The sequence below is a fragment of the Streptomyces sp. NPDC017448 genome (assembly GCF_044330565.1).
Taxonomy (GTDB): Bacteria; Actinomycetota; Actinomycetes; order Streptomycetales; family Streptomycetaceae; genus Streptomyces.
In genome coordinates this window covers 171833-197921 of record NZ_JBIRLM010000007.1, presented here as the reverse complement: position 1 = coordinate 197921, position 26089 = coordinate 171833, and the positions used below count along the sequence as shown (strand labels likewise).

At 75.6% G+C, this 26089-nt stretch carries 22 protein-coding genes and 7 tRNA genes; 11 read left to right on the top strand and 18 right to left on the bottom strand.

Annotated features, from left to right (window positions below):
- Positions 1–75: 75 nt before the first annotated feature.
- Entirely contained in the window at positions 76–1329 is a 1254-nt protein-coding gene (locus ACH4K1_RS14760) for a hypothetical protein (protein ID WP_398089546.1), read from the bottom strand.
- Complete coding sequence (locus ACH4K1_RS14755) at positions 1329–1916, bottom strand: DUF4365 domain-containing protein (RefSeq protein WP_398089544.1); 588 nt, start codon at positions 1914–1916, stop codon at positions 1329–1331. Before ACH4K1_RS14755 ends, ACH4K1_RS14760 begins: the two co-directional genes overlap by 1 nt.
- Before the next feature lie 227 nt (positions 1917–2143).
- Between ACH4K1_RS14755 and ACH4K1_RS14750 the strand changes: the two genes are divergently transcribed.
- On the top strand, positions 2144–2869 hold the full coding sequence (locus ACH4K1_RS14750; RefSeq protein ID WP_398089542.1) for a 3'-5' exonuclease: 726 nt from the start codon (positions 2144–2146) through the stop codon (positions 2867–2869).
- A 61-nt stretch (positions 2870–2930) separates the two neighbouring features.
- On the opposite strand, the gene ACH4K1_RS14745 is transcribed toward ACH4K1_RS14750, so the two are convergent.
- Positions 2931–3002 (bottom strand) — tRNA-Val (locus tag ACH4K1_RS14745).
- 140 nt (positions 3003–3142) lie between these two features.
- On the opposite strand from ACH4K1_RS14745, the gene ACH4K1_RS14740 reads away from it, so the two are divergent.
- Positions 3143–5809 (top strand): SCO7613 C-terminal domain-containing membrane protein, encoded by a 2667-nt coding sequence (locus tag ACH4K1_RS14740; RefSeq protein WP_398089540.1) that lies wholly within the window; start codon positions 3143–3145, stop codon positions 5807–5809.
- A gap of 108 nt (positions 5810–5917) precedes the next feature.
- Here the strand turns inward: ACH4K1_RS14740 and ACH4K1_RS14735 are convergent.
- Together ACH4K1_RS14735 and ACH4K1_RS14730 are read right to left on the bottom strand one after the other, a co-directional pair.
- Positions 5918–5989: transfer RNA gene (locus ACH4K1_RS14735), tRNA-Val, on the bottom strand.
- 54 nt (positions 5990–6043) lie between these two features.
- Positions 6044–6499 carry a TIGR02611 family protein gene (locus ACH4K1_RS14730; protein ID WP_398089539.1) on the bottom strand — a complete coding sequence of 152 codons (456 nt, stop codon included), beginning with the start codon at positions 6497–6499 and terminating at the stop codon, positions 6044–6046.
- 190 nt (positions 6500–6689) lie between these two features.
- Between ACH4K1_RS14730 and ACH4K1_RS14725 the strand changes: the two genes are divergently transcribed.
- Both ACH4K1_RS14725 and ACH4K1_RS14720 read left to right on the top strand, forming a co-directional pair.
- Positions 6690–7103, top strand: coding sequence for an SsgA family sporulation/cell division regulator (locus ACH4K1_RS14725; RefSeq protein WP_030589699.1), 414 nt, complete (start codon positions 6690–6692; stop codon positions 7101–7103).
- A 269-nt stretch (positions 7104–7372) separates the two neighbouring features.
- Entirely contained in the window at positions 7373–7945 is a 573-nt protein-coding gene (locus ACH4K1_RS14720) for a CGNR zinc finger domain-containing protein (protein ID WP_398089537.1), read from the top strand.
- Positions 7946–7978: 33 nt separating this feature from the next.
- On the opposite strand, the gene ACH4K1_RS14715 is transcribed toward ACH4K1_RS14720, so the two are convergent.
- Together ACH4K1_RS14715 and ACH4K1_RS14710 are read right to left on the bottom strand one after the other, a co-directional pair.
- A complete protein-coding gene (locus ACH4K1_RS14715) occupies positions 7979–8134 on the bottom strand; it encodes a hypothetical protein (protein ID WP_167345063.1) in 156 nt (51 codons plus the stop codon).
- Positions 8135–8301: 167 nt separating this feature from the next.
- A complete protein-coding gene (locus ACH4K1_RS14710) occupies positions 8302–8757 on the bottom strand; it encodes a hypothetical protein (protein WP_398089535.1) in 456 nt (151 codons plus the stop codon).
- 166 nt (positions 8758–8923) lie between these two features.
- On the opposite strand from ACH4K1_RS14710, the gene ACH4K1_RS14705 reads away from it, so the two are divergent.
- Positions 8924–9442: a DsbA family protein gene (locus ACH4K1_RS14705; RefSeq protein ID WP_398089534.1), complete on the top strand. Its 519-nt coding sequence runs from the start codon at positions 8924–8926 to the stop codon at positions 9440–9442.
- A 135-nt stretch (positions 9443–9577) separates the two neighbouring features.
- On the opposite strand, the gene ACH4K1_RS14700 is transcribed toward ACH4K1_RS14705, so the two are convergent.
- The 3 genes from ACH4K1_RS14700 to ACH4K1_RS14690 all read right to left on the bottom strand — a co-directional run bounded on the left by ACH4K1_RS14700 (position 9578) and on the right by ACH4K1_RS14690 (position 12388).
- Positions 9578–10417 carry a GNAT family N-acetyltransferase gene (locus ACH4K1_RS14700; protein WP_398089532.1) on the bottom strand — a complete coding sequence of 280 codons (840 nt, stop codon included), beginning with the start codon at positions 10415–10417 and terminating at the stop codon, positions 9578–9580.
- A 94-nt stretch (positions 10418–10511) separates the two neighbouring features.
- Positions 10512–11333 carry an aminotransferase class IV gene (locus ACH4K1_RS14695; RefSeq protein ID WP_398089715.1) on the bottom strand — a complete coding sequence of 274 codons (822 nt, stop codon included), beginning with the start codon at positions 11331–11333 and terminating at the stop codon, positions 10512–10514.
- On the bottom strand, positions 11333–12388 hold the full coding sequence (locus ACH4K1_RS14690; RefSeq protein WP_398089531.1) for a chorismate-binding protein: 1056 nt from the start codon (positions 12386–12388) through the stop codon (positions 11333–11335). Before ACH4K1_RS14690 ends, ACH4K1_RS14695 begins: the two co-directional genes overlap by 1 nt.
- Positions 12389–12533: 145 nt before the next feature.
- Between ACH4K1_RS14690 and ACH4K1_RS14685 the strand changes: the two genes are divergently transcribed.
- The 5 genes from ACH4K1_RS14685 to ACH4K1_RS14665 all read left to right on the top strand — a co-directional run bounded on the left by ACH4K1_RS14685 (position 12534) and on the right by ACH4K1_RS14665 (position 12997).
- Positions 12534–12606, top strand: a tRNA-Gly gene (locus tag ACH4K1_RS14685).
- A 38-nt stretch (positions 12607–12644) separates the two neighbouring features.
- Positions 12645–12718: transfer RNA gene (locus tag ACH4K1_RS14680), tRNA-Cys, on the top strand.
- 1 nt (position 12719) lies between these two features.
- Positions 12720–12791, top strand: a tRNA-Val gene (locus tag ACH4K1_RS14675).
- A 36-nt stretch (positions 12792–12827) separates the two neighbouring features.
- A tRNA-Val gene (locus ACH4K1_RS14670) sits at positions 12828–12899 on the top strand.
- A 26-nt stretch (positions 12900–12925) separates the two neighbouring features.
- A tRNA-Val gene (locus ACH4K1_RS14665) sits at positions 12926–12997 on the top strand.
- Positions 12998–13101: 104 nt separating this feature from the next.
- Here ACH4K1_RS14665 and ACH4K1_RS14660 read toward each other — a convergent pair.
- From ACH4K1_RS14660 to ACH4K1_RS14650, 3 genes are all read right to left on the bottom strand, one after another.
- Positions 13102–13389 carry a zf-TFIIB domain-containing protein gene (locus ACH4K1_RS14660; protein WP_073769838.1) on the bottom strand — a complete coding sequence of 96 codons (288 nt, stop codon included), beginning with the start codon at positions 13387–13389 and terminating at the stop codon, positions 13102–13104.
- Positions 13390–13454: 65 nt separating this feature from the next.
- A complete protein-coding gene (locus ACH4K1_RS14655) occupies positions 13455–14522 on the bottom strand; it encodes a phosphotransferase family protein (protein WP_398089529.1) in 1068 nt (355 codons plus the stop codon).
- Between the two features lie 426 nt (positions 14523–14948).
- The gene (locus tag ACH4K1_RS14650) at positions 14949–15155 is read right to left on the bottom strand and encodes a hypothetical protein (protein ID WP_398089528.1); all 207 of its coding nucleotides are present in this window, start codon (positions 15153–15155) and stop codon (positions 14949–14951) included.
- Positions 15156–15838: 683 nt separating this feature from the next.
- Here ACH4K1_RS14650 and ACH4K1_RS14645 point away from each other — a divergent pair.
- Positions 15839–17239, top strand: coding sequence for a protein kinase (locus ACH4K1_RS14645; RefSeq protein WP_398089526.1), 1401 nt, complete (start codon positions 15839–15841; stop codon positions 17237–17239).
- A gap of 36 nt (positions 17240–17275) precedes the next feature.
- On the opposite strand, the gene ACH4K1_RS14640 is transcribed toward ACH4K1_RS14645, so the two are convergent.
- The 5 genes from ACH4K1_RS14640 to ACH4K1_RS14620 all read right to left on the bottom strand — a co-directional run bounded on the left by ACH4K1_RS14640 (position 17276) and on the right by ACH4K1_RS14620 (position 26068).
- A complete protein-coding gene (locus ACH4K1_RS14640) occupies positions 17276–18094 on the bottom strand; it encodes a TrmH family RNA methyltransferase (protein WP_398089524.1) in 819 nt (272 codons plus the stop codon).
- 101 nt (positions 18095–18195) lie between these two features.
- Positions 18196–19506: a uroporphyrinogen-III C-methyltransferase gene (gene cobA / locus ACH4K1_RS14635; RefSeq protein WP_398089522.1), complete on the bottom strand. Its 1311-nt coding sequence runs from the start codon at positions 19504–19506 to the stop codon at positions 18196–18198.
- Positions 19507–19790: 284 nt separating this feature from the next.
- Positions 19791–23705 carry a nicotinate-nucleotide--dimethylbenzimidazole phosphoribosyltransferase gene (gene cobT / locus ACH4K1_RS14630; protein ID WP_398089521.1) on the bottom strand — a complete coding sequence of 1305 codons (3915 nt, stop codon included), beginning with the start codon at positions 23703–23705 and terminating at the stop codon, positions 19791–19793.
- Between the two features lie 334 nt (positions 23706–24039).
- Complete coding sequence (cbiE, locus tag ACH4K1_RS14625; protein WP_398089519.1) at positions 24040–25278, bottom strand: precorrin-6y C5,15-methyltransferase (decarboxylating) subunit CbiE; 1239 nt, start codon at positions 25276–25278, stop codon at positions 24040–24042.
- A gap of 142 nt (positions 25279–25420) precedes the next feature.
- Positions 25421–26068: a GNAT family N-acetyltransferase gene (locus ACH4K1_RS14620; protein ID WP_398089517.1), complete on the bottom strand. Its 648-nt coding sequence runs from the start codon at positions 26066–26068 to the stop codon at positions 25421–25423.
- Positions 26069–26089: the final 21 nt, after the last annotated feature.

Here is a 26089-nt window from a genome sequence, read left to right as displayed (position 1 = left end):
TGCCCGCCTTCGTATGGCTGAGCAAGACGAATCGTACCGAGCGCCCCGTCCCCAACGCGAACGCCTTCCTGCCCGCTATGCCTCCTCCCCCGCGCACGCCTCCTCGAAGTGGCCGACGTTCTCCTTGAGGGCCTTCATCAGCCGGTCCCGCTCCGCCTCGTCCACCTGCACGGGTGCGACCTGCGAGGCCCCGGTGAGCCGCCGGAAGCCGCCCCGGCTCTCCAGTCGCCCCTCCACCCGCAGCGGCAGCCCCACCAGGTGGGCGTGGCCCGCGATGCGGTACGCCTCCTCGTCCAGCTCCGCCCGGACGTGCCCCACCTCGGCCCCGGCCAGCACCCGCAGCCGTACGGTCCCGGCGCCGCCCGGTCCCGAGCGCCGGAGCCGGACCACCGCCCCGGTCAGCCGGACCTGCACGGCGGGTTCGTCGCGGAGGTAGCGGGCTCCGGCGGCGCGCAGGGCCGGCAGGTCGCCCGGGGAGAACTCCACGGGCGCGGGGCGGGCCGGGCAGCCGTCCGGGGCGCCCGCCGCGGGCGCCCACCGCAGGTCGATCCGGGCTCCCTCGGAGCCGCGCACCAGGGCGGTCAGCGCCTCGGTCAGCTCTCGGCCCGCGCCCGCCGCGACCGCGCTGCCGAAGGCGTCCAGGCTGCCGGTGGCCCGCTGGTAGTCCACCGCGTCGCGGGTGGCGTGCAGGGCGTGGCAGAGCTGGGCGGCGACGGCGCGCCCGGAGGCGACGGGGACGTAGGCGGTGAGGCCGCGGCCGTCCGCCCCCGGCCCGAGCAGCACGTCGTCCAGGGCGGCCCGCGCCTTCCGGCGGTGGCGCGCCCCGTGGTAGCCGGCCCGGCAGCGCGTCGCGAGGGCCCCGGCCAGGAGGAGCTGCCGGGCCGCCGACCGCAGCTCCTCCGCCTCTCTCCAGCCCGCGGCTCCCACCGCCCCGGCCGCCGACTCGGGGACCTCGCGCCACCAGCGGATCTCGTCGCTGGGCACGGCGAGGGAGAGAAGGATGCCGCGGGCGGAGGGGGCGGAGCTGTGGCGGAGGGCGGCGAGGGCCTCCTCGACCAGCTCTCCGCTGTCGGGGAAGGCGGTGCTCTCGGGCACCAGCAGACTGGTCGCCCCGGCGCCGGGCCCGGGCGGGGTCCACCGGCCGTACCGCCCCGGCGCTCCCCCGCGCCGCTGCCAGCCGTACCGCCGCAGGAGCGCGCCGAGGACGGCGGGATCGGGCAGCTCCGCGCCCCCCTCGGCGAGCGGCGGGGCCCAGGGGTGGACGGCGGGGTGCGAGCGGGCGGCGGGCGGTCCCGTCCCGCCCGGGGGCTCGTCCATCGACCGGTGCATCAGGGTCTCCCTCCGGCCCCGACCCGGGCCATGATGTCGCAGAGTGCGCGGTCGTCGAAGATCCGCGAGGTCGGGATGCGCACAGTGGTCCGGCGCCGGCCCGTCACCGGGTGGCCGGCCAGGTTGGTCCAGTAGCAGCAGTGGCGCAGGTCGAGGCCGCCCGGCCCGGCGCGCAGCCAGTCGCCCTGGCTGCGGGGGACGATCATCACGACCAGGATCCGGTGCACCGACACCGGGTCACGGGCGAGTTTGACGAGGTGGGCGTTGTCGAGGGTGAAGGAGAACGCTCCGCCCGCCGGGTGCGGCGGTATCTGGTAGGTGCACTTGAGCTGCACCTTGACGGTCACCTCGTCGTCGACGGTGTGGGCCGCGGCCCCGTGGCTCACGTGCCAGTCGATGCCGTTGTCGGGGAAGGGCTGGGACAGGGAGCAGCCGGCGGCCGCCGCGACGGCGTGCAGGTAGCCCACCTGAAGGGTCTCCATGCAGGCGGTGGTGGCGAGGGAGCCGCGCAGCGGCGCGTCGGGCGGCCGGGGCCCGGGGGCCTCGGCGCGGGCGGTTCCCCCGGGGTCGGGCTGCGCGAGCGCCATGGCTCCGTGTGCCTTCCGGGCGTGCCGACCGACGGCAGGCGGGCTGCCGTCGCAAGGTCGTGGGCGGGACGGATCGAGAGGCGCCGGGACCAACTCCTCGACACCTCACTTGTGTTGTCACCGCATCGGAGCGCCCGCAAACGGCGTATCCGGCAAACAGCCCGGGTATCACCGATATCGGGCAGAGAAATCATTCCATCTGCCGTGCGGGTGCGAGGAGTTCGGGGATGACGTATTGGTTCGAGGGGCCCCTGGCCGCTTTTGACACGGAGACGACAGGCGTGGACGTCGAGCGGGACCGGATCGTTTCGGCCGCTCTCGTCGCGCAGGACACCGCGGGCGGTCGCGTCCGCGTCACCCGGTGGCTGGTCAACCCGGGGGTTCCGGTCCCGCCCGCGGCGACCGGGATCCACGGCCTGACCGACGGCCACCTTCAGCGCAACGGGCGGTGGCCCGCCCCGGTGATGGACGAGATAGCCCGCGCGCTGGCCGAGAGCTGTGCGACGGGCCGGCCGCTCGTCGTGATGAACGCGCCCTTCGACCTGACGCTGCTGGACCGGGAGTTGAGGCGGCACCGGGCGTCGTCGCTGGCCGGGTACCTCGACGGGACTCCGCTGCGGGTGGTGGACCCGCGGGTGCTGGACAAGCACCTGGACCGCTACCGCAAGGGCCGCCGCACGCTCACGGACCTGTGCGCGCGGTACGAGGTGGAGCTCGACGGGGCCCATGACGCGGCGGCCGACGCGACGGCCTCGCTGGAGCTGGTACGAGCGGTGTGCCGGCGCTTCGCGTCTCGGCTGGAGCGGCTGTCGCCGTCCGAACTGCACGATCTCCAGGCGGCCTGGCACGCGGCCCAGGCGCGGGGTCTGGAGGCGTGGTTCGCGAAGAGCGGGACGCCGGAGACGGTGGACCCGTCGTGGCCGCTGCGCCCGGACCTGCCCGCGGCGGCATGAGGGCCGGGCCCGAACATGCGAAAGCCGGTCCGCGTGACGCGTGCGGACCGGCTTTCCCCGGTGGGCGATACTGGGTTCGAACCAGTGACCTCTTCGGTGTGAACGAAGCGCTCTCCCACTGAGCTAATCGCCCGGGAACGGGTTGAACCATACAGGGCTCCGCGGGCTTCGTTCAAACCGCTTCCGGCGCGGCCCTACTCAGTGCCCCCGCGGCCGGGAAGTGAGTATCCGAGCGCATGTACGGGCCGGGCGGCCGGAGCCACACTCCCCTGCATGGAACCTGTGCCCCCGCCCGCCGAGGAGCTGGCCCGCCTCGATCGCGAACTGGCCGAGCTGGACGCCCGCCGCGCCCAGCTGCTGACCCGGCGCGCCTGGCTGCTCGCCGCACTGCGGCCGCCCGCCGCGCCCGCCGCCCCCGGCTGGAACCCGGCGGGCTGGGGCGCGCCGCCCGGGGGCCGGCCGGGCGCTCCGGCACAGCCGTGGGGGTACGTCCCCGGCACACGGGCGTCCGCGCCGCGCAGCGCCCAGAACGTCCTGCTGACGCTGGGCGGGCTGCTGCTGACCGTCGCGGCCGTCGCGTTCACGTTGGTGAGCTGGGGCTCGATGGGGATCGGCGGCCGGTCGGCCGTGCTGTCCGTGGTGACCCTGGGGGCGCTGACCGCACCGGCGGTGCTGCTGCGGCGCGGGCTGGCCGCCACCGCCGAGGCGCTGACGGCCCTGGCGCTGGTGCTGACCCTGCTCGACGTCTACGCGGTCCACGCGGTGGCGGCCCCGGACACGGACGGGCTGGGCTTCACGGCCGTCGCCTGCGCGGTGCTGGCGGCGCTGTGGACGGCGTACGGTCTGGCGCTCGGGAAGCTTCACCTGCCGCTGCCGGCCGCCGTGGTGCTGGCGCAGTGGCCGCTGCTGTTCTGGGCGTGGGCCGCGGGCGCGCCGGCACTGGTGGTCGGCTGGGCGCTGCTGGGGACGGCGGTGGTGGACGGGGTGATCGCGCTGCGGGGCCGGGGGCTCGGGGTGCGGATCACGGCGTGCGTCGGCGGTTCGGTGCTGGGGCTCTCGGCCTTGCTGGTGGGGCTGACGCTGTCCGCGACGGCCTCGGGGCCGGTCGGCGCTCTGGCGCCGGGCGCGCTGCTGCTGGCGGCAGCGGCGGCGGTCCTGGCCGGGGCGTGGCACGCCCCGAAGGGCTTCGCGCTCGGGGGCGGCGTGGTGGCGGGGCTCGCCGCGGTGGCGGCGGCGGGCGGCGTTCCGGCGGCGGCGGTACCGGACGGCTGGCCGGTGCTCGCGTACCTGCTGTGCGGCCTCGCCCTGACCGCGGTCCTGCGGACCCGGCTGCCGAAGGACGCGGCGCGCGGCGTGCTGGCGGCGTCGGCGGCGGTGGCGGCCGGAGCCCTGGTGGGGGCGCTCCCGTCGGTCGCGGCGGTGCTGCTGGGCCCGCTGACGCTGCTGTCGGACGTGTGGGCGGGGTCTCCGGACGGCTTCCGGTCCGCGCTGGGCTCGACGCCGCCGTGGTCGGAGTCGGCCGCGGCGCCGGTGGTGCTCGCCCTGACGGCGGGGCTGCTGGGGTCGGCGTACCGGTGGTGGCCGTCCCTGGTGCGCGTCGCCGCGCCGCTGACGGCGCGGGAGCCTGCCGCGCCCCGGACGCCGGAGGCCGGGGCGCCGGGAGCGGGCACGCCGGGTGGCAGGCCGCCGGGAGCGCCCGGGCCGGCGGCGTACGGAACCGGAGCGCCCTGGTACGCCGGGGGCCCGGCGGGAGCGCCCTGGTACACCGCCGGCGGGGGCGGCGCCCGCGGGTGGCCGTCCGGGGCGGCGCTGCGCGGGGCTGCCGGAGCCGGGGCGGTGGCGCTCGGCTGGGGTGCGCTGCTGGTGGCCGGGGCGGTGCTGGACGTGCCGTACGCCCTCGCCGTGTTCGCCCAGACGCTGCTGGTGGCCGCTCTGCTCGCCCTGGCCGTACGGGGCACGGGGAGCGGCGTGCAGGCTCCGGTGGCGGCGACCGCGTCGGCGGCGGCGGTGGCCGGGGCGGTGAGCGCCGGGCTGTTGTCGCTGGCCTCCGAAGGCGCGTCCTACGCGGTGTTCGCCGCGCTGGCCGTCCTGTTCGCGGGGGCGTCCCTCCGGGCGGGGGCCGGGGCGCGGCGTGCGGTGTTCGCCGTCGCCGCGGTGGTCTGGGGCACGGTGCTCACGGGGTTGGCGGGCCGGTCCCTGGGGCTCGCTCCGCATGAGGCCGCTCCGCTGCTGCTGACGGCGCCCGCCCTGACGGTGCTGCTGGGGGCGCGGCTGCGGCGGAACCCGGTGGCGTTGCCGGTGGAGCTGGCGGGCGCGCCGGGTGCGCTGGTCGCGGTGGGCCTGTCGGCGGCCGACGCGCCGTTCCTGGCCCTGACGCTGGCGCTGTGCGGGGTGCTGGCGGCGGGCGCCGCGGTGCGGCCCGAGCGGCGGCCGGTGGCGGGGCGGCTGGCGGCGGGACTGTTCGTGCCGGCCGCCTGGGTGCGGCTGGCGGCCTCGGGGGTGTCGTTCCCGGAGGCGTACACGCTGCCGGTGACGGTGCCCGCGCTGGTGGTCGGTTTCCTGCGGCGGCGCAAGGACCCGGAGGCGTCGTCCTGGACGGCGTACGGGCCGGGGCTCGCGGCGACGCTGCTGCCGAGCCTGGCGGTCGCCTGGACCGACCCGGACTGGGTGCGACCGCTGCTGCTGGGGACGGCGGCGCTGGTGATCACCCTGCTGGGCGCGCGCCACCGCCTCCAGGCGCTGCTGGTCCTGGGCGGGGCGGTGCTGGCGCTGGACGGGCTGCACGAGCTGGCCCCGTACGTGGTGCAGGTGGCGGGGGCGCTCCCCCGGTGGCTGCCGCCGGCCCTGGCCGGGATGCTCCTGCTGGTGGTGGGCGCGACCTACGAGCAGCGGCTGCGCGACGCCCGCCGGCTGAAGGACGCGCTGGGCCGGATGCGGTGAGCACCGCCCCGGCTCCGGGGCCGCCATGAGCGGCGGCTCCGGAGCCGGGAGGCGGGCAACGCAGAGGGCCCGGGAGACGGATTCCGTCTCCCGGGCCCTCTGTCCGGGTGGGCGATACTGGGTTCGAACCAGTGACCTCTTCGGTGTGAACGAAGCGCTCTCCCACTGAGCTAATCGCCCGGGCGCACTGCAAACATTACCCCATGTCAGCGGCGCTTCCGGACCAGGCCGGGATCACTCGCCGATCTTCCACGGCATGGCGAGTCCGAACTTCCAGACGTAGATCCCGGCCAGCACCGCCATGATCACCAGCCCGACGGTGGTGAGGATGACGTTGCGCCGCCGGACCTTGGGGTCGAGCGCCCGCTGCGCGGCCTCGGTGACCTTGCGCTTGGTCCAGCGCAGCACGAGCTGGGCCCAGACGAACTCGGTCGCCCAGATCGCCATGCCGCCGAAGATCACCAGCCAGCCGGGGCCGGGCAGCACCAGCATCAGCACACCCGCGATCACGACCCCGAGCCCGACGATGAAGACGCCGACCTGCCAACTCAGATGCAGCGCCTTCGACGCCTTGATGAAGCCCGGGGCCCGCGAGCCCAGCTCGCGTTCCTCCCGGCCCGGTTCCCCCGTGGCGGCCCCTGCGTCGGCCTGCTCGGCGACCTTGACCCGCTCGTCACTCTCCGCGTTCATGAAACTCAACTTACCCGACCCGTCGTCGTCACCGGAATGGCCGCATAACTCAAAGTTACACGCCGCCGAGCGGGGGACCTGAAGCGTCACAAATGGGTCAGAGGGGTTTACAACGCCACCGTAGGTGGCATGTCGATTTCGCCGACGTGCGAATCCCCGAGCGCACACTGAGCGAAAGGCCCTGGCGCTTATGAACACCACGGTCAGCTGCGAGCTGCACCTGCGCCTCGTTGTGTCGAGCGAGTCCTCACTGCCTGTACCTGCGGGCCTGCGGTATGCCACGGCCGATCCCTATGCCGTGCACGCCACCTTCCACACCGGAGCGGAGGAGACGGTCGAGTGGGTATTCGCCCGCGACCTCCTCGCCGAGGGGCTGCACAGGCCCACCGGCACCGGTGACGTCCGCGTCTGGCCATCTCGTAGTCACGGTCAAGGCGTCGTCTGCATCGCCCTGAGTTCCCCGGAGGGCGAAGCCCTGCTCGAAGCTCCGGCGCGGGCCCTGGAGTCGTTCCTGAAGAGGACCGACGCCGCGGTTCCGCCCGGCACCGAACATCGTCACTTCGATCTGGACACGGAGCTCTCCCACATCCTGGCCGAGAGCTAGCCGGGCAGAGAGCCGCACGACGCCGTCCGACTCGGGGCGACGGCGTCGCCACGACAACCGCATAGGGCTGGCATCGGCGCCGTCGTCGCGGAACCCACCGCGGCGACGGCGCCGGCGCGTCCGCAGCCTCCGCTCCCCCGCTCCCCCGCTCCCGGACGGTCTCGTTCCGCTCCCCGCCGGGCCCCACCGCGCCCGGCACCGGCGCGGCGAGCCAGTAGAGTCAGCCGCCATCGGCGGGCGCCCGCCCGCCGGAGGCCAGGGAGCGAAGCGTGCTGATCCCTCACGACACCCGGATCGCCCTCGACACGGTGGTCGATCTGGTGAACACCGCACCGGAGAGCGAACCGCCCCGGGACGACCCCGCGGACGGCCTTCCCGACGTGGCGGCGCTGTACGCCTTCGCCGAGCGGCACCACATCAGCGGGGTCGGCGCCCTCGGCGCGAGGGACCTGACCGCCGTGCGCGACGTCCGGGCACGCTTCGCCGAGGTCTTCGCGGCACGCGATCCCCGTACCGCGGCCGACCTGGTCAACCGGCTCGTCGCGGCCGCCGGGACCACCCCGCAGCTCACCGACCACGACGGCTACGACTGGCACGTGCACTACTTCGCGCCGGACGCCTCGATCGCCGACCACCTCGCGGCCGACTGCGGCATGGCGCTGGCGTTCATCATCGTGGCGGGCGAGCAGGAGCGGCTGCGGCGCTGTGAGGCGCCGGACTGCGGGCACGCCTTCGTCGACCTGTCGCGCAACCGCTCCCGCCGCTACTGCTCCAGCCGTACGTGCGGGAACCGGCTCCACGTCGCGGCGTACCGGGCCCGGCGCAAGGAAGCCGCGGGCTGACGCCCCCGGGCGGCCCCGCCCGGGCGCCGCGGCTCACAGCATGAAGAGGTCGTGCAGGGCGGCCATCAGTAACAGGCCCCCGACCACGGTCAGGAAGATCATCAGGGGCGGCTGGGAAAGCGCGAAGAGGCAGCCGCGAGGCTCTTCGGCGGTGCGTGCGGGGGCTTCGCCCCGGGAAGTGTCCACCATCTCGAGGTGATCATGACGCATCGACGGCCGGGTTGCCGATCAACCAGGGGGATCAGCCCGGGAGTTCACCGTCACGTGGCCATCGGTAATCGCTCCGGTATGCGAATCGCCGCCGGGTGTTCGGGGCGACGGGCCGTCCGCGGGCGCCGACCGGGGCGGCCCGCGCCTCAGATGCCGTGCTTCTTGAGGATTGCCTCGATGTCGCCGAAGTCGTCGCCGGAGGCGGCGGCGCCCTGCTTCTTCTGCGGTTTCGCGGCGGCGGGCCCGGACGCGGCGCCCGCGCCGAGGGAGGGCGCGGACGCGGCCGGGGCGACCGCCTCGTTCCGCCCGGCCGCTCGTGCGGCCTTGCGTTCCGCGCGGGTGGTGCCGCTGCGGCGCTCGACGGCGCGGGTGGTCGTGAACAGCAGCCAGGAGAGGCCGAGCACCCCGCAGCCGATCCAGACGCTCGGCTTGAAGGCGATCCCGGCGGCCCATTCGACGATCCCGGTCAGCACGAGTCCGACCGGGACCAGGGAGTAGGCGGCGATCCGCGTCGCCGTGAGGAACCGCTTGCGGTACGCGGTCACCGCGGCGATCCCCAGGCCCGCCGCCGACACCGCGGAGCAGATGGTCTCGGCAAGCATGGCGGCCTCCAGGCGCAGGGGGTACGTCCCCTCCATCCTGCACCGGCGGTCGCCGGTGGGGCCACGGCTGCGGTGCACCTCAGGGACATTTCAGGGCCGGACTCCTCCCCAGGGGGCGGCCCGGTCCGGGTTGGGCCGCCTCCGCCCGGCCTGGAAGACTGGGCGCATGAGCGATTCCACCCCTGCGGCGCCGGTCGTCCTCGACCTCTGGTGCGACCTCCAGTGCCCCGACTGCCACCGAGCCCTCGACGACGTGCGCGCCCTGCGCGAGCGGTACGGGGACCGCCTCGAGATCAGGCTGCGGCACTTCCCGCTGGAGAAGAACAAGTACGCCTACGCCGCGGCCCAGGCCGCCGAGGAGGCGATCGAGCAGGGGCAGGGCCGGCCGTACATCGAGGCCCTGCTGGCCCGGACCGCCGACCTCGGGCGCACGGGCGAGCCGCTGCTCCTCGACGTGGCACGCGAACTGGGTCTGGACGTCGAGGAGTTGGACACGGCGCTGATCGACGGCCGTCATCTGCTGATCGTCGACGCCGACCAGGCGGAGGGCAAGGCGATCGGCGTCACCGGCACCCCGACCTATGTGATCGGCGATCAGCGGCTGGACGGCGGCAAGAGCCAGGAGGGGCTGCGCGAGCGGATCGAGGAGCTCGTCGACGGCGCCCTGGCCGCGCGGGAGCGGTAGCCGGACGCCAGGGCGGCCGCCCGGTCCGGAGCGGGCGGCCGCCACGGTCCGGCGGCCCCGGGGCGGGCCGCGACGGTCCGGCGGCCCCGGAAACCCCGGCCCTGGGAACCCGGCCCCCTTCGGGTCCGGAGGGCGCTACAGCGCCTTGGCCAGGTTGTACCGCGTCGTCGTGTAGCCGAGGGACTCGTACAGCTTCAGGGCCGGGGTGTTGGAGGCGAAGACGTGCAGGCCGATCCGGTCCGCGCCCCAGGCCCGGGCGACGTCCTCGGCCAGCAGCATCAGCGCCCGCCCGTGGCCTCGGCCGCGGTGCTCCGCACGTACCTCGACGTCGAAGACGTACCCGGCCGGCGGGCCGCCCGGCTCCAGCTCCCGCAGCGCCGCCCACACATGGCCGACGACCTCGCCCGCCCGCACCAGCACCTCGAAGCGCACCTTCTCGGTGGCCGGTCCGTCCGGCAGGAGCGAGGCGTGGTCGCTTTCCGACTTGAGCCGGGCCTGTTCGGGCTCCACCCCGCGCTCGACCCACTCCTGCGCGTAGGTCCGGACCGCGTCCTGCCGCCAGGCGGCGAACTCCTCCTCGCTCATGGGGCGCGCGGTGAGCCCCTCGGGCAGCGGGGCGGCGGCCGGGCCGAGGCGCTTGGCCATGTTGCGGCTGCGTTCGGTGTACCCGAGAGCGGACGCGAGGCGCCGGGCGGGTTCGTTGCCGGCGGGGACCTCCACCCGCACCCGGGTGCAGCCCCACCCCCGCAGCACCTCCTCGGCGGCGAGCGCGGCGATGGTGCCCCGGCCGCGCCTGCGCCGCGCCTCGTCGACGGCGAGGGAGGCCAGCACCCCGGCGGTCGGGCCGAACGCCGCGTCGGTGCTGATCGCGACGGAGCCGACGGGCCGCCCGTTGTCGCACACGTCGTAGCGGCGGGACCGGGCGCCGTCGCCGCCCTGCTGGAGCGGCCCGGACGGCCGGAGTGTCGTGGTCATCAAGAGGTTGTATCCCCTGGACGCCACCCCGTCACGCGGATTTCCGGCCTTCGGACTCGCGGCGGCCCGGGGGCGGGGCTCTCGAAGGCTCCCGTCACGGGTCGAGGTCGTCGTCCGCCCGCTCGGCGAAGATCCGCATCGCCTTCGCGGTCACCGGTCCGATCTCCGGCGTCAGCGCGCGGTCGTCGATCCGGTGCACCGCCTGGACGTCCCGGAGCGTCGAGGTCAGGAACACCTCGTCGGCCTCGGCGAGCACGTCCATCGGCAGATCGGTCTCCTCGGCCCCGGTCCACTCGACCGCCAGCGCGCGCGTGATCCCCGCGAGGCAGCCGGAGGCGACCGGCGGGGTGTGGATGCGGCCGTCCAGGACGACGAAGACGTTGGAGCCGGTGCCTTCGCAGAGGCGGCCGACGGTGTTGGGGAACAGCGCCTCGGAGGCGCCCCGCTCCCGCGCCCGGGCCAGGGCGACGACGTTCTCGGCGTACGAGGTGGTCTTGAGACCCACGAGCGCACCGCGTTCGTTGCGGGTCCAGGGGACGGTGATCACCGCCGTGCTGTCCGGGCGGCGGTTCACCCCGTCGAGGGCGACGACCAGGCTCGGCCCGTCGTCGCCCCGGTCCGAGCCGAGCGGGGAGAGCCCGCCGGTGCAGGTGATCCGCAGGCGCCCCAGGGGGACGGGGTTGGCCTCGACGACCGCGGCGACGGCGCGGCGGATCTCGTCGTGGTCCGGGTCGGGCAGGCCCAGGCCCCGGGCGGAGCGGGTGAGGCGGTCGAGGTGCCGGGTCAGCGCGAAGGGGCGCCCCTCGCTCGTACGCACCGTCTCGAAGATGCCGTCGCCCACGGTCAGCCCGTGGTCCAGCACCGACAGCCGGGCGTCGTCGGCGTTCCGCAGCCCGCCGTTGACCCAGATCCTCATCATGCGGTCCTTCCTGTCTCCGGATACGTGCCCGACGCTACAGCGAGCAGCCGGGATGCCTTGAGCTCGGTCTCGTCCCACTCGCGCTCGGGCTCCGATCCCCAGGTGATCCCGGCGCCCGTCCCGAACCGCAGCAGCGGCGCGGGCCCGGTCCGGTCGATCCAGAACGTCCGTATGCCCACCGCGAGCGAGGCGGTGCCCCGGTCGGCGTCGACCCAGCCGACCGCCCCGCAGTAGGGTCCGCGCGGGCCCCGCTCCAGCTCGCCGATGATCCGCAGCGCACTGGACTTCGGCGCGCCGGTGACCGACCCGGGCGGGAAGGCCGCCGCGAACAGCTCGGGCCAGCCGGCCCCGTCCGCCAGCCGGCCCCGGACGCTGGAGACGAGGTGGACGAGGCCCGGGTGCTTCTCCACCACGCAGAGATCGGGCACGCCCACGCTCCCGGTGGCGCAGACCCGGCCCAGGTCGTTGCGGACCAGGTCCACGATCATCACGTTCTCCGCGTGGTCCTTCTCCAGCAGGTCGGCCTCGGTCCGGCCGGTGCCCTTGATCGGCCCGGACTCCACGGTCCGTCCGTCGCGCCGCAGGAAGAGTTCCGGGGAGGCGGTGGCGATCTCCACGCCGTGGTCCGGCAGCCGGATCGTGCCCGCGTACGGGGCGGGGTTGCCGCGGGCGAGCAGGGAGGCCAGGGCGTCCACATCGGCTCCGGCCCCGCCGCCGGGGAGCGGCGCGGACAGCACCCGGCAGAGGTTGGCCTGGTAGACGTCTCCCGCCGCGATGTGTTCACGGATCCGCCGTACGCCCGCCGTGTAGGCGTCACGGTCCAGTGAGGAGGTCCAGTCCCCGGTGGCGGGCCCCCGCCAGGCGCCGGGGACGGGGGGAGGCACCGCCTCCTCCCGCACGTCGGAGAAGCGGGCGCAGACCACCCGGCCCTCGAAGTCCGCGGACACCGCCCAGAAGCCGGACGAGTCGAGCGCCGCGGGATCGTGGGTCACATCCTGCAGGCCGGAGGCGGTGAGGCCGTCGAAACGGGCCAAGGGGGGGAGGTCGGACACGTCCCTGAGTCTAGGACGGACCGCGGTGACCTGCGCCGGGGCGAGGGGACCGCAGCACGCTGCGCAAACGCGTTTTTGTGCTGGCCCAGGAATCCGCTAGAGTTCAACACGTCGCCGGGACGCGCAAGCGGACCGGGAAAGACAAGCGGACGTAGCTCAGTTGGTAGAGCGCAACCTTGCCAAGGTTGAGGTCGCCAGTTCGAACCTGGTCGTCCGCTCGCAGAAGGTGGGGGATCCTTCCCGAGCCCCCATCCCTGGTGGAGTGGCCGAGAGGCGAGGCAACGGCCTGCAAAGCCGTCTACACGGGTTCAAATCCCGTCTCCACCTCCAAGGACGATTAGCTCAGCGGGAGAGCGCTTCCCTGACACGGAAGAGGTCACTGGTTCAATCCCAGTATCGTCCACTGATCCGCAAGGATCACCGGTCCGCAAGGATCCCCGCGCGATTAGCTCAGCGGGAGAGCGCTTCCCTGACACGGAAGAGGTCACTGGTTCAATCCCAGTATCGCGCACGCAGTTCGCCGTACACGCAGGTCCCGCGCGATTAGCTCAGCGGGAGAGCGCTTCCCTGACACGGAAGAGGTCACTGGTTCAATCCCAGTATCGCGCACCGACAGGAACCCCCGGCCGTCTCCACGGCCGGGGGTTCTTCCGTCGTACGGCCCGTCCCCGTGGGACCGGGCGGCGCGAGAGCCCCCGGTCCCACAGGAGGGTTCAGGACGAGAACAGCATCCGGCCGAAGCCCTTCTGGCGGTGATGGCCGTAGTGGCCACCGTGCTGCGGCGCACCCCAGGCGGGAGCGTGAGCGGCGGGAGGGGCGGCCGGGTAGGCCTGCGGCGGGGCGGGGGGAGCCTGCTGGGACCACTGGGACTCCAGGCGGGTCAGCGACTCCAGCTCGCCGTAGTCGAGGAATATCCCCCGGCATCCGCTGCACTGCTCGATCTGGACGCCGTTGCGGTTGTACGTGTTCATCGGCGCGTGACACTTGGGACACTGCATCATCGGATCGGCTCCTCGCCCTCGTCGTGCCGTCACCGGAATGTCTGCCCGGCGACGGTCCGTTCACCCTACGACGCGGCGCCGGGGGCCAAGTCGGGCGGCAGCGTAGCGATTCGGGCACAGGATGCCAGCATCAGCTGTTCGTGGGCGTCCGGTTCCCGTTGCTCCGTAGCGCACTTGGCGAGGGCGACGGCCGCCGTCTGCACCGTCAGCGCACGGGCCGGGACGTCCAGCACGGGCCACGGGTCGTCGTCGGCGGCGGGTACGGCCGGTCCCCCGGCGGACCGGTAGGCGTTCAGGAAGACCGACCAGTCCTCGGGGGCGAGGAGTCCGGCCGCGTACCAGGCGGCGGGCCGGGCGAGGTCCCAGGCCGGATCGCCCGCGCCCGCGTCGTCCACGTCGATGAGCAGCCAGGGGCCGTCCGGGGCGGGGTGGCGTACGAGCTGGCCGAGGTGGAGGTCCCCGTGGCACAGGAAGCGGTCGCGCCGCGCGGGCGGCGGGGCCTCGCCCCGGGCCCAGGCCGGCAGGGCGCGCCACCCGGCCAGGACGGGCAGGACGGCCGGGTCGCCGGGGCGGGCGGCGCACATCCGGGCGACGGCCCGCGCCGCCTTGGCCGGTCCCCGCATGGGCGGCAGCGGGAGCGGGGGCTTCGTCCGGTGCAGACGGGCGAGCAGCCCGGCGGCCTCGGCCCAGGGGGCGGCCCCGGGGTCGGCGGGGTCCACGGGCGTGCCGAGCGGCCAGAGGGTGACGGGGCGGACGCCGGGCGCGGCGGGCGGACCGGCCGGCCGCGGGCCTCGGGGGTCGCCGGAGAGGGCGGCGTCCCCGGGTTGGTCGAAGGGCTCCGGGAAGCGGAGCGCTCCGTCCGGCCCTGGGAGCCCGGGGCCGGTGAGGGGCGGCAGCAGGATGCCGGTGAGCTCGGGGGCGGCGGCCAGCGCGATCCGGGCCGCCAGCGCCTCGCGGTCGGCATCGGCGGCGTGGGCCTTCGCGACGACCGCGCCGCTGCGGACCACGGTGCCGTCGGACCGGTCCGCGAGGAGCTGCGGCGGCTCGCAGACGCACGGCGCCCCGGCCGGGTGGGCGAGGCGATGCGCGAGGACGCCCAGTTCGTGGACGACTGAGGTCTGGGTGGTGGTCAACGGCTCCCCCGGCGGTCGGCCCGGCCGTGCACCGGTCCAGCCGTGAGCCTAACGCGGGGCGGGCCGGGGAGGGCCGGCGACGTACTCCGGCCGGGCGAGAGGCGCGCGGGGGCGAGGCGCCGTGCGGAGGGCCGGCGGGAGACGCGGAGACCCGCCGGAAGACGCGAAGTCCGGCCGGGGTGGCGCGGCGGGGCAGCCCTGGTCGGTGGGCCCGCACGGCAGCCCGGACGGTGGGCCCGGACGGTGGGCCCGCACGGCAGCCCCGGGCGGTGGGCCCGACGGGAGCCGCACGGCCCCGGACAGCGCGATGCCCGGTCAGCTCCCCAGCTGACCGGACAAACGCTGCCGTCCGCCGCACCCCCGTCCCCACGGGGCTGTTGGCCGGATGTGTGGGTCCGGACCGCTCTTCCGGACCCCGGGCGCCGCTCAGCGCCCCAGCATCACCGCCACGGACGACGCCTGTGTGACCACCGCTTCCCAGCCGCCGAAGACGACCACGAGCAGGGCCGCCAGGGGGAGGACCATCGCCGTCGCCACCAAGGGGTGGCGGGTGCCGGACGGACGGACGCCGAACGCGGCGTACGCCTTGCGTCCGCCCATACGGACCATCGTCCGCGTTGCCGTGTCCGCCATGGTGCCTCTCCTGACGCGATCGGGAGCGGTGGGCGTGTGACCTCGGGGGACGAGTATCCCGCCCACCGCTTGGTCACCACATTAGGTAAGCGGCGCGCACAGGGCGTCATGCCCGCGTACCGATTCCCGGGCCTCCCGGAGGATGAGCCGTCGCCGGGCGGTGTACTCCCCTGGGTGGAGAAGGGCCACCGGAGGTGGGGGTCATCCCGGAGGGGACGACCGGGGCCGCCCGCCCCCGGTGGGGGCCGCGTCCGGGAGTACGCCGTCCCCAGGGGCCGGCCGGGCGCCCTTCCCCTGCGGTGGACCCGACATGCCCTCCCGCCGGCGCGAGCGTGTCCGCCGGGTGACTTCACTCACGTCGGGCGTCCTTCGCCGACCGGGCGGCCCCCTGCCGGGGGCCGCCCGGGGCCCCGGCGCCCCGGAGGCCGAGGGGGTGGCCACCGCCCTCCCGACCACCGCGTCCCGGCGTTTCCCCGGTGATCCAATCCCCTTGGTCCGGCGGCTTCTTGAGCGGCCCGTCCGGCCGGGGGGCGCCGATCCGCCGCGCCCCGGCCCCTCTTCGCCTCTCCGGGCTGCCGCGGACAATCGAATCCCCGGTGAGGGCGCGGCCTCTGAGCGTGCCGGGCGCGGGGTACGTAAGCTGTGCCTCGTCAGGCGGATCAGGCAGCGGGGATGGGCAGACGATGGCGATGATGCGGCTCCGGCGCGAGGACCCGCGTCTCGTCGGCTCGTTCCGGCTGCACCGGCGGCTCGGCGCGGGCGGCATGGGCGTCGTCTACCTCGGCTCCGACCGTCGCGGCCAGCGGGTCGCGCTCAAGGTGATCCGGCCCGACCTGGCGGAGGATCAGGAGTTCCGCTCGCGGTTCGCGCGCGAGGTGTCGGCGGCCCGGCGGATCCGCGGCGGCTGCACGGCCCGGCTGGTCGCCGCCGATCTGGAGGCGGACCGCCCGTGGTTCGCCACCCAGTACGTGCCCGGCCCCTCCCTGCACGACAAGGTCGCGGAGGAGGGCCCGCTGTCCGCCGCCGAGGTCGCCTCGATCGGGGCGGCGCTCTCCGAGGGGCTGGTCGCGGTGCACGAAGCGGGCGTGGTCCACCGTGATCTGAAGCCGTCGAACATCCTGCTCTCCCCCAAGGGCCCGCGCATCATCGACTTCGGTATCGCGTGGGCGACCGGGGCGAGCACGCTCACCCACGTCGGTACGGCGGTGGGGTCGCCCGGCTTCCTCGCGCCCGAGCAGGTCCGGGGCGCGGCCGTGACGCCCGCGACGGACGTCTTCTCGCTCGGTGCGACGCTGGCGTACGCGGCGATGGCCGACTCCCCCTTCGGGCACGGCAGTTCCGAGGTGATGCTGTACCGCGTGGTGCACGAGGAGGCGCAGCTGCGCGGGGTGCACGACGCTCTGGCCCCGCTGATCAGCGCCTGCCTGGCGAAGGACCCGGAGGAGCGGCCCAGCACGCTGCAACTGTCCATGCGGCTCAAGGAGATCGCGGCGCGGGAGGCTCAGGGCCTGCACGAGAGCCGGCCCCCCGCCCAGCGGTCCGCGCAGGAGGCGGACCGGCCGACCGGGCGCATGGCCGATCCGTACGCCGAGCAGCACACCCGGCGTTCCGAGGGCCCGTCCGGTTCCCGTCTCCAGCCGGGCCGGCGCGGGGCGCCCGCCCGTTCGGGTCCGCCCCGCACCGGTGGTTCCCGCCCGCAGCAGGCGTCGCGCGACACGACCCGTTCGGGCGGGAAGACCGGGAAGCGGCCGGGGGCCCCGGCCGGGACCAACGGCCGCCCGAACACCCGCTCCGGGAGCCGTACGACCTCGGCGGGGCGGCGGCCGGCCAATCCGCGGTTGCTGCGTCAGCGGCTGGTGGTGTTCGTCGTGGTGACGCTGCTGGTGGCGCTGGGCATCGCGGCGGCGCAGGGCTGCCAGGGGCCGGCGCGCGGGCTCGACGGAAACGAGCGGCCGGGCGGGGTCTCGCAGGTGCGGGGCGGTTCCGGGCAGGACGGGGCGGCGTGGACGGCCGCTGCCGCGCCCGGCGGTTCCCCTTCCCGTCCCGGTGGCGGGTCGGCGGGCCCGGCGGCCTCCGCGTCCTGAGGCGGGGGCGACCGGGCCGGCCGGGACCGCCCGCGGTCAGCTCTCCGGGCGGCCCGCGGTCACCGCGTAGAAGGCGACGGCCGCGGCCGCGCCCACGTTCAGCGAGTCCACGCCGTGCGCCATCGGGATGCGGACCCATGCGTCGGCGGCCGCCAGCGCCCGCGCGGACAGCCCGTCGCCCTCCGCCCCGAGCATCAGCGCCACCCGCTCCAACCGGTGCGGGGCCGCCTCGTCGATGCTGGTGGCCTTGGCGTCCGGGGTGAGCGCGAGAAGCCGGAAGCCGGCCTCCCGTACCGTCTCCAGCGACGTCGGCCAGGCTTCGAGCCGGGCGTACGGGACGGAGAAGACCGCGCCCATGGAGACCTTGACGGAACGCCGGTAGAGCGGGTCCGCGCAGTTCGGGGAGAGCAGGACCGCGTCCATGCCGAGGGCGGCGGCGCTGCGGAAGACGGCCCCGATGTTGGTGTGGTCGTTCACCGATTCCATGACCGCCACCCGGCGCGCGGTGGTGAGCAGTTCGTCGGCGGCGGGCAGCGGCTTGCGCTGCATGGAGGCGAGCGCCCCGCGGTGGACGTGGTAGCCGGTGACCCGTTCGGCCAGCTCGGGGGCGACGGCGTACACCGGGGCCGGCACCTCGTCGATGACGTCGCGCATGGCGTCGACCCACTTGGCGGAGAGCAGCATGGACCGCATCGCGTATCCGGACTGCCGGGCTCGGCGGATCACCTTCTCGCCCTCGGCGATGAACAGGCCCTCGGCGGGCTCGCGCCGCCGCCGCAGCTCGACGTCGGTCAGGCCGGTGTAGTCGCTCAGCCGGGGGTCGTCGGGGTCGTCGAGGGTGATGAGATCTGCCACGGGGTGATACTGCCTTGTCCGATGGGGGGTGCCGACGCCTGGGATGGAGCGGGGAGGGCGCGGGGTGCGGGCCCGGGTACGGACCCTCCGCGGGCCCGGTGTTATTCGGCGGCGCTTCCGGCTGCCTGCGGGGCGGAGTCGGGGCCGACCGCCACGACCGCGCCGATCACGATCACGGCGGGCGGGCGCACCTCCTCGGCCGCGGCGCGCTCGCCGACGTCCGCGAGCGTCGCGTCGATCCGGCGCTGGGCGGCGGTGGTGCCCTCCTGGACGAGGGCGACCGGGGTGGCCGGGTCCTTGCCGTGGGCGATGAGGGCGGCGGCGATGGCCCCGATCTTGTCGACGGCCATCAGGAGGACGAGGGTGCCGCGCAGCCGGGCGATGGCCGCCCAGTCGACCAGCGAGCGCGGGTCGTCGGGGGCCACATGGCCGCTGACCACGGTGAACTCGTGGGCCACGCCCCGGTGGGTGACGGGGATTCCGGCGGCTCCGGGGACGGAGATGGTGCTGGAGATCCCGGGAACGACCGTGCAGGGGATGCCCTCGGCGGCCAGCGCCTGGGCCTCCTCCATGCCGCGGCCGAAGACGAACGGGTCGCCGCCCTTGAGCCGGACCACGGACTTGCCCGCCTTGGCGTGCTCGATGAGTGCCCGGTTGATCGCCTCCTGGGCCATGAACCGGCCGTACGGGATCTTCGCGGCGTCGATGACCTCGACGTGCGGCGGGAGTTCGTCGAGCAGGTCGCGGGGGCCGAGGCGGTCGGCGATGACGACGTCGGCCTCGGCGAGGAGGCGGCGGCCGCGCACGGTGATCAGGTCCGGGTCGCCGGGGCCGCCGCCGACCAGCGCGACGCCGGGGGCGCGGGTGCGGTGGTGGGGGGCGGCGAGGGTGCCGTCGCGCAGGCCCTCGACGATGGCGTCGCGGAGGGCGGCGGAGTGCCGGGGGTCGCGGCCCCGGGGAGTGGTGTTGAGGACGGCGACGGTGATGTTCTCGATGCGGCCGGTGGCCGGGGTCCAGGCGGTGGCGGCCTCGGCGTCGTCGGCCCGTACGCACCAGGTGCGGGTGCGCTCGGCCTCGGCGGACGCGGCGTCGTTGGCGGCGGTGTCGGAGGAGGCGACCAGGGCGTACCAGGCGTCGGCGAGGTCGCCTTCCCGGTAGCGGCGGCGCTCCCAGCGGATCTCCCCGCCGTCCGCCATCGCCTCGACGGAGGGGGTCGCGGAGGGGGAGACCAGGGTGATGACGGCGCCGGTGGCGATGAGCTGCGGCAGCCTGCGCTGGGCGACCTGGCCGCCGCCGACGACGACGACGCGGCGGCCGTGCAGGCGCAGTCCCACGGGGTACGCGGGGTGGTCGGCGCGGTCGGCTCGACCTGCGCTCTCGGCGTGACCTGCGTGGTCTGCGTGCTCGGCCATGGCGGTACGGGCTCCTCGTACGGGTGCTGCGGAGGCCGCTGCGGCGGTGAAGCGGCTGTGACGTGCGGAAAGCGGGGGTTCCGGGTGGGGAACACCATACGGGGTGGGGGTGGGCGGGGGTCGGTCGCGGGCCCGGCCCCCCGGCGTGCGGGCGGGGTGGACGGCGCCCGGGGCGGGCCCCTCCCCCGCCCGGCCCCGCGCCGCCCGGGTGCGGGCTCCGCCCCGGGCCCGCTCCTCCAGCGCCGTAGGGGCTGGTCGGGGCGGGCCCGGGACGGTGGGCGGGGTTACTTCTCCGTCACGCCCGCCGAGTCGAACGTGGCCACCTCGTGCATCGCGCGCGCCGCGCTCTGCACGATCGGCAGCGCCAGCAGGGCGCCGGTCCCCTCGCCCAGCCGCAGGTCGAGGTCGACCAGCGGGCGCAGGCCCAGCTTGTTGAGCGCGGCGACGTGGCCGGGCTCGGCGCTGCGGTGGCCGGCGATGCAGGCGGCCAGCGCCTCGGGGGCGATGGCGCGGGCGACCAGGGCGGCCGCCCCGGCGCTCACGCCGTCCAGAATCACCGGCGTACGCAGGGAGGCTCCGCCGAGGAGGAAGCCGGCCATCGCCGCGTGCTCCAGGCCGCCGACCGCCGCGAGCACGCCGATCGGGTCGGCCGGGTCCGGCTGGTGCAGGTCGAGGGCGCGGCGGACGACGTCGACCTTGCGGGCGTGCATCTCGTCGTTGATGCCGGTCCCCCTGCCGGTCACCTCGGAGGCGTCGGCCCCGGTGTACACGCAGATCAGCGCGGCCGACGCGGTGGTGTTGGCGATGCCCATCTCGCCGGTGAGCAGGGCCTTGTTGCCCGCGGCCACCAGGTCGCGGGCGGTCTCGATGCCGACCTCGATCGCGGCGAGCACCTCCTCCCGGCTGAGCGCGGGGCCGGTCGTGAAGTCCGCCGTGCCGGGGCGCACCTTGCGGGGCAGCAGACCGGCGGTGGCGGGCAGTTCCGCCGCCACGCCGACGTCCACGACGCAGACCTCCGCGCCGACCTGGGCCGCGAAGGCGTTGCAGACGGCTCCGCCGCCGAGGAAGTTCGCCACCATCTGGGCGGTGACCTCCTGCGGCCAGGCGGTGACCCCCTGGGCGTGCACCCCGTGGTCCCCGGCGAAGATCGCCACGGCCGCGGGCTCCGGGATCGGCGGCGGGCATGCCCGGGAGAGCCCGGAGAGCTGCGCGGAGATGATCTCCAGCATGCCGAGCGCCCCGGCGGGCTTCGTCATCCGCTTCTGGCGCTCCCACGCCTCCCCGAGCGCCTTCGCGTCCAGCGGCCGGATCGCGGAGATCGTCTCCTGGAGCAGGTCGTGCGGTTCGGCGCCGGGCAGCGCGCGACGGCCGTACGTCTCCTCGTGGACGACCCAGGACAGCGGGCGGCGCTTGGACCAGCCCGCCTGCATCAGCTCGGGCTCCTCGGGGAACTCGTCGACGTAACCGACGCAGAGGTAGGCCACCACTTCCAGGTGCTCGGGCAGGCCCAGGGCGCGGACCATCTCCCGCTCGTCGAAGAAGCTGACCCAGCCGACGCCGAGGCCCTCGGCGCGGGCGGCGAGCCACAGGTTCTCGACGGCGAGGGCGGAGGAGTACGGCGCCATCTGCGGCTGGGTGTGCCGACCGAGGGTGTGGCGGCCGCCGCGGGTGGGGTCGGCGGTCACGACGATGTTGACCGGGGTGTCGAGGATCGCCTCGATCTTCAGTTCCTTGAACTGCTTCGCCCGGCCCTTGGGCAGCGACTCGGCGTAGGCGTCGCGCTGCCGCTGGGCCAGTTCGTGCATGGAGCGACGGGTCTCCGCGGAGCGGATGACCACGAAGTCCCACGGCTGCGAGTGGCCCACGCTCGGCGCGGTGTGCGCCGCCTCCAGGACCCGCAGCAGCACCTCGTGCGGAATGGGGTCGCCGCGGAAGCCGTTGCGGATGTCCCGGCGCTCCCGCATGACCCGCAGCACGGCTTCGCGCTCGGCGTCGTCGTAGCCGGGGGCGGGCGGGGCGGCCGGTTCGACGGGCTCCTCGGGCGCCGGGCCTGCTCCGGGGTCGGCCGCCTGGTCCGGGTGCTCCCCGGTTCCGGACTGCTCCGGGGCCTCGGTCCGCGGCCGCGCCTCGGCCTGCTGCGGCTCCGGCGCCTGCGGGCCGACGGCCTCGGCCGGCTGGTCGGCGCTCTGCACCTGCTGCGCGGCGCCCGGCGGCTCCGGAAGCTCCGGCGTCTCGATGATCTCGGGGCCGGCGCCGTCCTCGTCGTCGGGCGCGGTCGCCCGCGCCGCTTCCGCGGGCTCGGGGGCGGGGGCCGGCGCGGGCTCCTGCTCCGGCGCCGGGAGCTGCTGGACCGCGGGCTCCGGAGCCTCCTCTGCCGGGGCGACTTCCGCCACGGCCTCGGCGGACGGCTCGGGCTGCGCGGGCCCTGGTGCGGGCGGCTCCGCCGCGACGGCTGCTTCCGGAATCGCGATGGCCTGCGGGGCCACGACGGCCTCCGGAGCCGCGACGGCCTGCGGGCTTTCGGCCGCCGCCGCGTCCGGGGCCGGCTCGGTGACCGGAGCGGACTCGGCAACCGGAGTCGGCTCGGTGACCGGGACCGGTTCGGCGGCCGGGGCCACGACGGGCTCGGCCACCGCTCCGGCAACCGCTTCCGCGGACTGCTCCTGGGGGGCGGGCTCCCGAACCTCGGGCTCCGCCGGTACGGGCTCCACCGGGACGGGCTCCTGCGCCGCCGCCTCGCCGGTCGCCGGGGTCTGCGCCTCGGGCTGCGTGACAGCCGCGTCCTCCGCCGGAACGGCCGGTTCGGCCTGCGGGGCCGCGGCGGCACCGTGCGGCACCTCCAGCGGCGCCGGGGGGGCGGACTCGTCGGCCGGGGCCGGAACAGGCGCTTGTGCCGGGGCCTCCGCCGGGACCGCCTCGGCCTGCGGGAGGACGACGGGGTCGGCGGGAGGCGGCTCCACCGCGGCCGGCTCCGGGACGACCGTTTCTGCCGACGCGGCCTGCGGGGCACTCCGGAGTTCCGCCGCGACGGCCTGCGGGGCAGGCTCGGGCCGGGCGTCGGCAGCGGGCTCCAGCGGCTGCGCCGGCTGCTCGGCCTCGACGGCCGCCACCGGCTGCGCGGTCTCGACGGCAGGCTGCGGCTGCGCGGGCGGAGCCACCGGGGCCGCCACCGGGGTGGGCTCGGCCGCCGGCTCCGCCGCCTGGTCCGGTGAAGCCCGCCGCACGGTCTGCTCGGCCTGCGCTTCCTCCACCGCCTGAACCGGCTGCTCGGCCGCGGCGGGCGCCGGGGCCTCCACGGAGGGCTCGGCCACCGCCTGTCGGGCCGCCCCGGGCTGCTCGGCCTCGACGGCCCGCTCCGGCTGCTCGGCCTCGACGGGCCCGGCCTCCGGCTGCCGCGCCTCTTCCCCGGCCTGCTGGACGGCGGCCGGCTCGGTCACGACCTGCTCGACGGCCACCGGCTCGGCAACGGACCGCTCCGGCTCCACGGCCGGCTGCTCGGGTGCGGTCGCCGCCACCGGCTCCGCCACCGGCTGCGGGGCGCCCCACGCGGCGCCGGCCTGCGGCGGGATCTCGCCCGGCTGCGGACCGGGCAGGGTCGAGGGGCCGTCGGCCAGGGCTTCGGAGTGGTCGGGGCCGTTCGTCTGCGGGCCCGCGTGGCGGGCGGGGGCAGCGGTGCGGGTGGCCCCGGCCGGGCCCCGGTCGGCCAGTGAGCGGACGACGCCGCCCTGCGTGCCGCCGTACGCCGGGGCCTCGGGGGCGGCCGGGCCCCGGTGCAGGGGGCGGCGGGCGGGGGCGGGGATGTGCGTGCCGACCGGTGCCGGCGCGGGCGCGGGGATGCGTACGCCGCCGGGGTCCGCATGGCCGACGTCGCGGCCGCCGGACTCGTGGGTGCCGTGCGGCTCGGCGGGGGCCGGGGCCGCCTGCCCCTGCTGCAGGGGGATCTGCGGCCCCCCGTGCTCGGGGGCGGGCGGGGCCACGGCGGTGGGCGCGGCCGGCTGCGCCTGCACGGGGGCCGGTGCGGCCTGCGGGTCGCTCCAGGCGCCCTGGGAGGCGGGCATCAGCAGGAGGTCGTCGTCCTCGGGGGTGTGCTCGGAGGGATCGAGGAAGGTGTACGCGTCCGGGGCGGGGACGCCCGGCTGCTCCACCATGCCTGCGTTCTCCGGCAGCCCCTCGCCCGGGACCTGGCCGGTGTCAGTCATGCGTACCCCTCGCCCATCGTCAGTGCTCCTTCGGCCCTTCGCCCCGGGACGCCGAACCACGGCACGCCGGTGCTCGTCATCAAGAACGAGCGGGCTCGCCGCGCGGCACGAAACGCCCGCGCGGCTTCCTATTCTCGCGGCCGTTCGCCGCCGCGACAGGCAGTTCTGCCACGGCTCACTGTGGACTGCGCCACGTTGCGCGTCCCCCGGGTGGTGCCGTACCACAGTGCGGACCAAAACGGTCCACTTTTCCGGACATTGACGAACGAAGCGACGAACGGCCGGGCGCGGTACAACAATCGGCCAGCCTACCTCCCGTACCGGGCCGAACGGCTCAGGGGGCGAGGTCGGAACGGCAGGCGGAGAGCAGGAACACGACGGATCTCTCCCGCTCGGTCCACACCTCGGTGTCCAGGTCGACGGACTGGAGCAGGGAGCACGCGACGGTGTAGCCGTTGCCGGTGAGGGCGGCGCCGAGCGCCTCGGCCTCGTCCCGGGTGGAGGCGTGGGTGACGATGCGCTCCGGGCGGCGGTCCACGACGGCGCGGGCCACCGGCACTCCCCCGCCGCCGATCCGTACGACGTCCGGTTCGGGCAGCCGTTCCAGGACGTGCGGGGCGCGGCCGCAGACGATCTGGACGGGCACGCCGAAGGCGCGGGCGGCGGCTTCGGTGCGGGCGCAGGCGGCCGGGTCGGCGTCCACGGCCAGGACGGCGGCGCCGAAACGGGCCGCTTCGACGGCGAGGGCGCCGCTGCCGGAGCCGATGTCCCAGACCAGGTCGCCGGTGCGCGGGCCGAGGCGGGCGAGCTGGGCGGCGCGCAGGCCGGGGAACTCGCCCTCGCCGGACTCCTGCATGCGTTCGGCCCCGGCGGCCCGGTAGGCGTCGGCGGGCAGGGCCCAGCCCCGTACGCCCTGCGGGTAGGCGGGTTGGCGGCCGGCGATCCAGGCGCCCGCGGCGGTGGTCTCGGGGCCGCTGCCGATGACGATGACGACGTTGGGGTCGCGCCAGTCGTGGTCGGCGGCCTTGTCGGAGGTGAGGACGGTGACGCGCTCGCGTGCGGTGCCGAGCTCCTCGCAGATGACGAAGGTGCGGTGGACCCCGTCGAGGAGGAGGGCGAGTTCGGCGGGCCCGGCGCCCGGCGAGGTGAGGACGGCGACCTTGTGGTGGGCCCGGCAGACGTTGACCGCGCGGCGCAGGGTACGGGGGTGGGCGACGACGATCTGGGCGTCGTCCCAGGGCATGCCCGCTCGGGCGAAGGCGGTGGCCACGGCGGAGACCGCGGGGACGACCTCGACCTCCAGGCCGTGTTCGCGGGCGCGCAGGGTGCGGACGACGCCGAAGAAGCCGGGGTCGCCGTCGGCGAGGACGACGGCGCTGCCGCGGTGTCCGGCGATCCGACGGGCGGCGAGGTCGAGGCTGCCGAGGCGGATGCGTTCGGCGTTCGGGGGCACTTCCGGCAGGGCGAGGTGGTGGGCGGCGCCCGCGACGAGGGTGGCGGCCGAGAGGGCGGCCGTGGCCGCCGCGGTCAGTGGCGAGCCGTCCCAGCCGATCACCGTGACCCGGTCGGCCATCGTCGTCTGTCTCCTGGAGGTGGGGAGGGAGCGGGGCGGGCGCCCGTCGTACGCGGGGCGGGGCTCGTCGCAGGCGGGCAGGGGTGAGAGTACCTGGTCCGTACCTCGGCCTCGCGGGCGGCCGTGCGCGGGACCGGCCGCGCTACTTCCAGTCGTTGTACGTGCCGTAGCCGCCGGCGTCCGCGAGCTGTTCGGCGACGCCTTCGAGGTCCTCGGGCAGGAGTCCCCAGACGATCAGGTCGGTGCGGATGTCGGTCCAGCCGCCGTCGGTGCCGTTCTCGGTCCGGGTGCGGGCGATGCGGGCGTTGCGCAGGACGCCCTCGCTGATGCAGCCGAGCTTCTGGGCGACCTGCTGGGAGTCGGTGTTGTCGGCGGGGGTGCGCAGCTCGAGCCGTTCGAAGCCCTGGTCGCGGAAGAGCCACTCGGCTATGGCGAGCACGGATTCGGTGGCGTACCCCTCGCCGCGGGCCCAGGGGGCGGTGATGTAGCGGACCTCGGTGGAGCGGGTGCGCCAGTCGGTGTTGAGGAGGCGGACGCTGCCGACGAGCCGCTGGGTGAGGAACTCGGTGACGGCGAGGGCGATGCCGTGGCCTCCGGTGCGCTCGGCGGGGGCGATCCGGCGGACCCAGCGTTCGGCGTCGACCTGGGTGCAGGGGTTCGGCCCGTCCATCCAGGCGATGACCGCCTCGTCGTTCATCATCTCGATGTACGCGGGGACGTCGGCCATCTCGAAGGGGCGCATCACCAACCTGTCCGTGCTGATGGAGATGGACGGAAAGGTGGTAGTCATGCGCAGCTCCATGCCGAAGAC

Coding starts and splice junctions, on each gene's coding strand:
- ACH4K1_RS14760 (WP_398089546.1), bottom strand. CDS start 1,329: ATGCACCGGTCGATGGACGAGCCCCCGGGCGGGACGGGACCGCCCGCC.
- ACH4K1_RS14755 (WP_398089544.1), bottom strand. CDS start 1,916: ATGGCGCTCGCGCAGCCCGACCCCGGGGGAACCGCCCGCGCCGAGGCC.
- ACH4K1_RS14750 (WP_398089542.1), top strand. CDS start 2,144: ATGACGTATTGGTTCGAGGGGCCCCTGGCCGCTTTTGACACGGAGACG.
- ACH4K1_RS14740 (WP_398089540.1), top strand. CDS start 3,143: ATGGAACCTGTGCCCCCGCCCGCCGAGGAGCTGGCCCGCCTCGATCGC.
- ACH4K1_RS14730 (WP_398089539.1), bottom strand. CDS start 6,499: ATGAACGCGGAGAGTGACGAGCGGGTCAAGGTCGCCGAGCAGGCCGAC.
- ACH4K1_RS14725 (WP_030589699.1), top strand. CDS start 6,690: ATGAACACCACGGTCAGCTGCGAGCTGCACCTGCGCCTCGTTGTGTCG.
- ACH4K1_RS14715 (WP_167345063.1), bottom strand. CDS start 8,134: ATGGTGGACACTTCCCGGGGCGAAGCCCCCGCACGCACCGCCGAAGAG.
- ACH4K1_RS14710 (WP_398089535.1), bottom strand. CDS start 8,757: ATGCTTGCCGAGACCATCTGCTCCGCGGTGTCGGCGGCGGGCCTGGGG.
- ACH4K1_RS14705 (WP_398089534.1), top strand. CDS start 8,924: ATGAGCGATTCCACCCCTGCGGCGCCGGTCGTCCTCGACCTCTGGTGC.
- ACH4K1_RS14700 (WP_398089532.1), bottom strand. CDS start 10,417: ATGACCACGACACTCCGGCCGTCCGGGCCGCTCCAGCAGGGCGGCGAC.
- ACH4K1_RS14695 (WP_398089715.1), bottom strand. CDS start 11,333: ATGAGGATCTGGGTCAACGGCGGGCTGCGGAACGCCGACGACGCCCGG.
- ACH4K1_RS14660 (WP_073769838.1), bottom strand. CDS start 13,389: ATGATGCAGTGTCCCAAGTGTCACGCGCCGATGAACACGTACAACCGC.
- ACH4K1_RS14650 (WP_398089528.1), bottom strand. CDS start 15,155: ATGGCGGACACGGCAACGCGGACGATGGTCCGTATGGGCGGACGCAAG.
- ACH4K1_RS14645 (WP_398089526.1), top strand. CDS start 15,839: ATGGCGATGATGCGGCTCCGGCGCGAGGACCCGCGTCTCGTCGGCTCG.
- cobA (WP_398089522.1), bottom strand. CDS start 19,506: ATGGCCGAGCACGCAGACCACGCAGGTCACGCCGAGAGCGCAGGTCGA.
- cobT (WP_398089521.1), bottom strand. CDS start 23,705: ATGACTGACACCGGCCAGGTCCCGGGCGAGGGGCTGCCGGAGAACGCA.
- cbiE (WP_398089519.1), bottom strand. CDS start 25,278: ATGGCCGACCGGGTCACGGTGATCGGCTGGGACGGCTCGCCACTGACC.
- ACH4K1_RS14620 (WP_398089517.1), bottom strand. CDS start 26,068: ATGACTACCACCTTTCCGTCCATCTCCATCAGCACGGACAGGTTGGTG.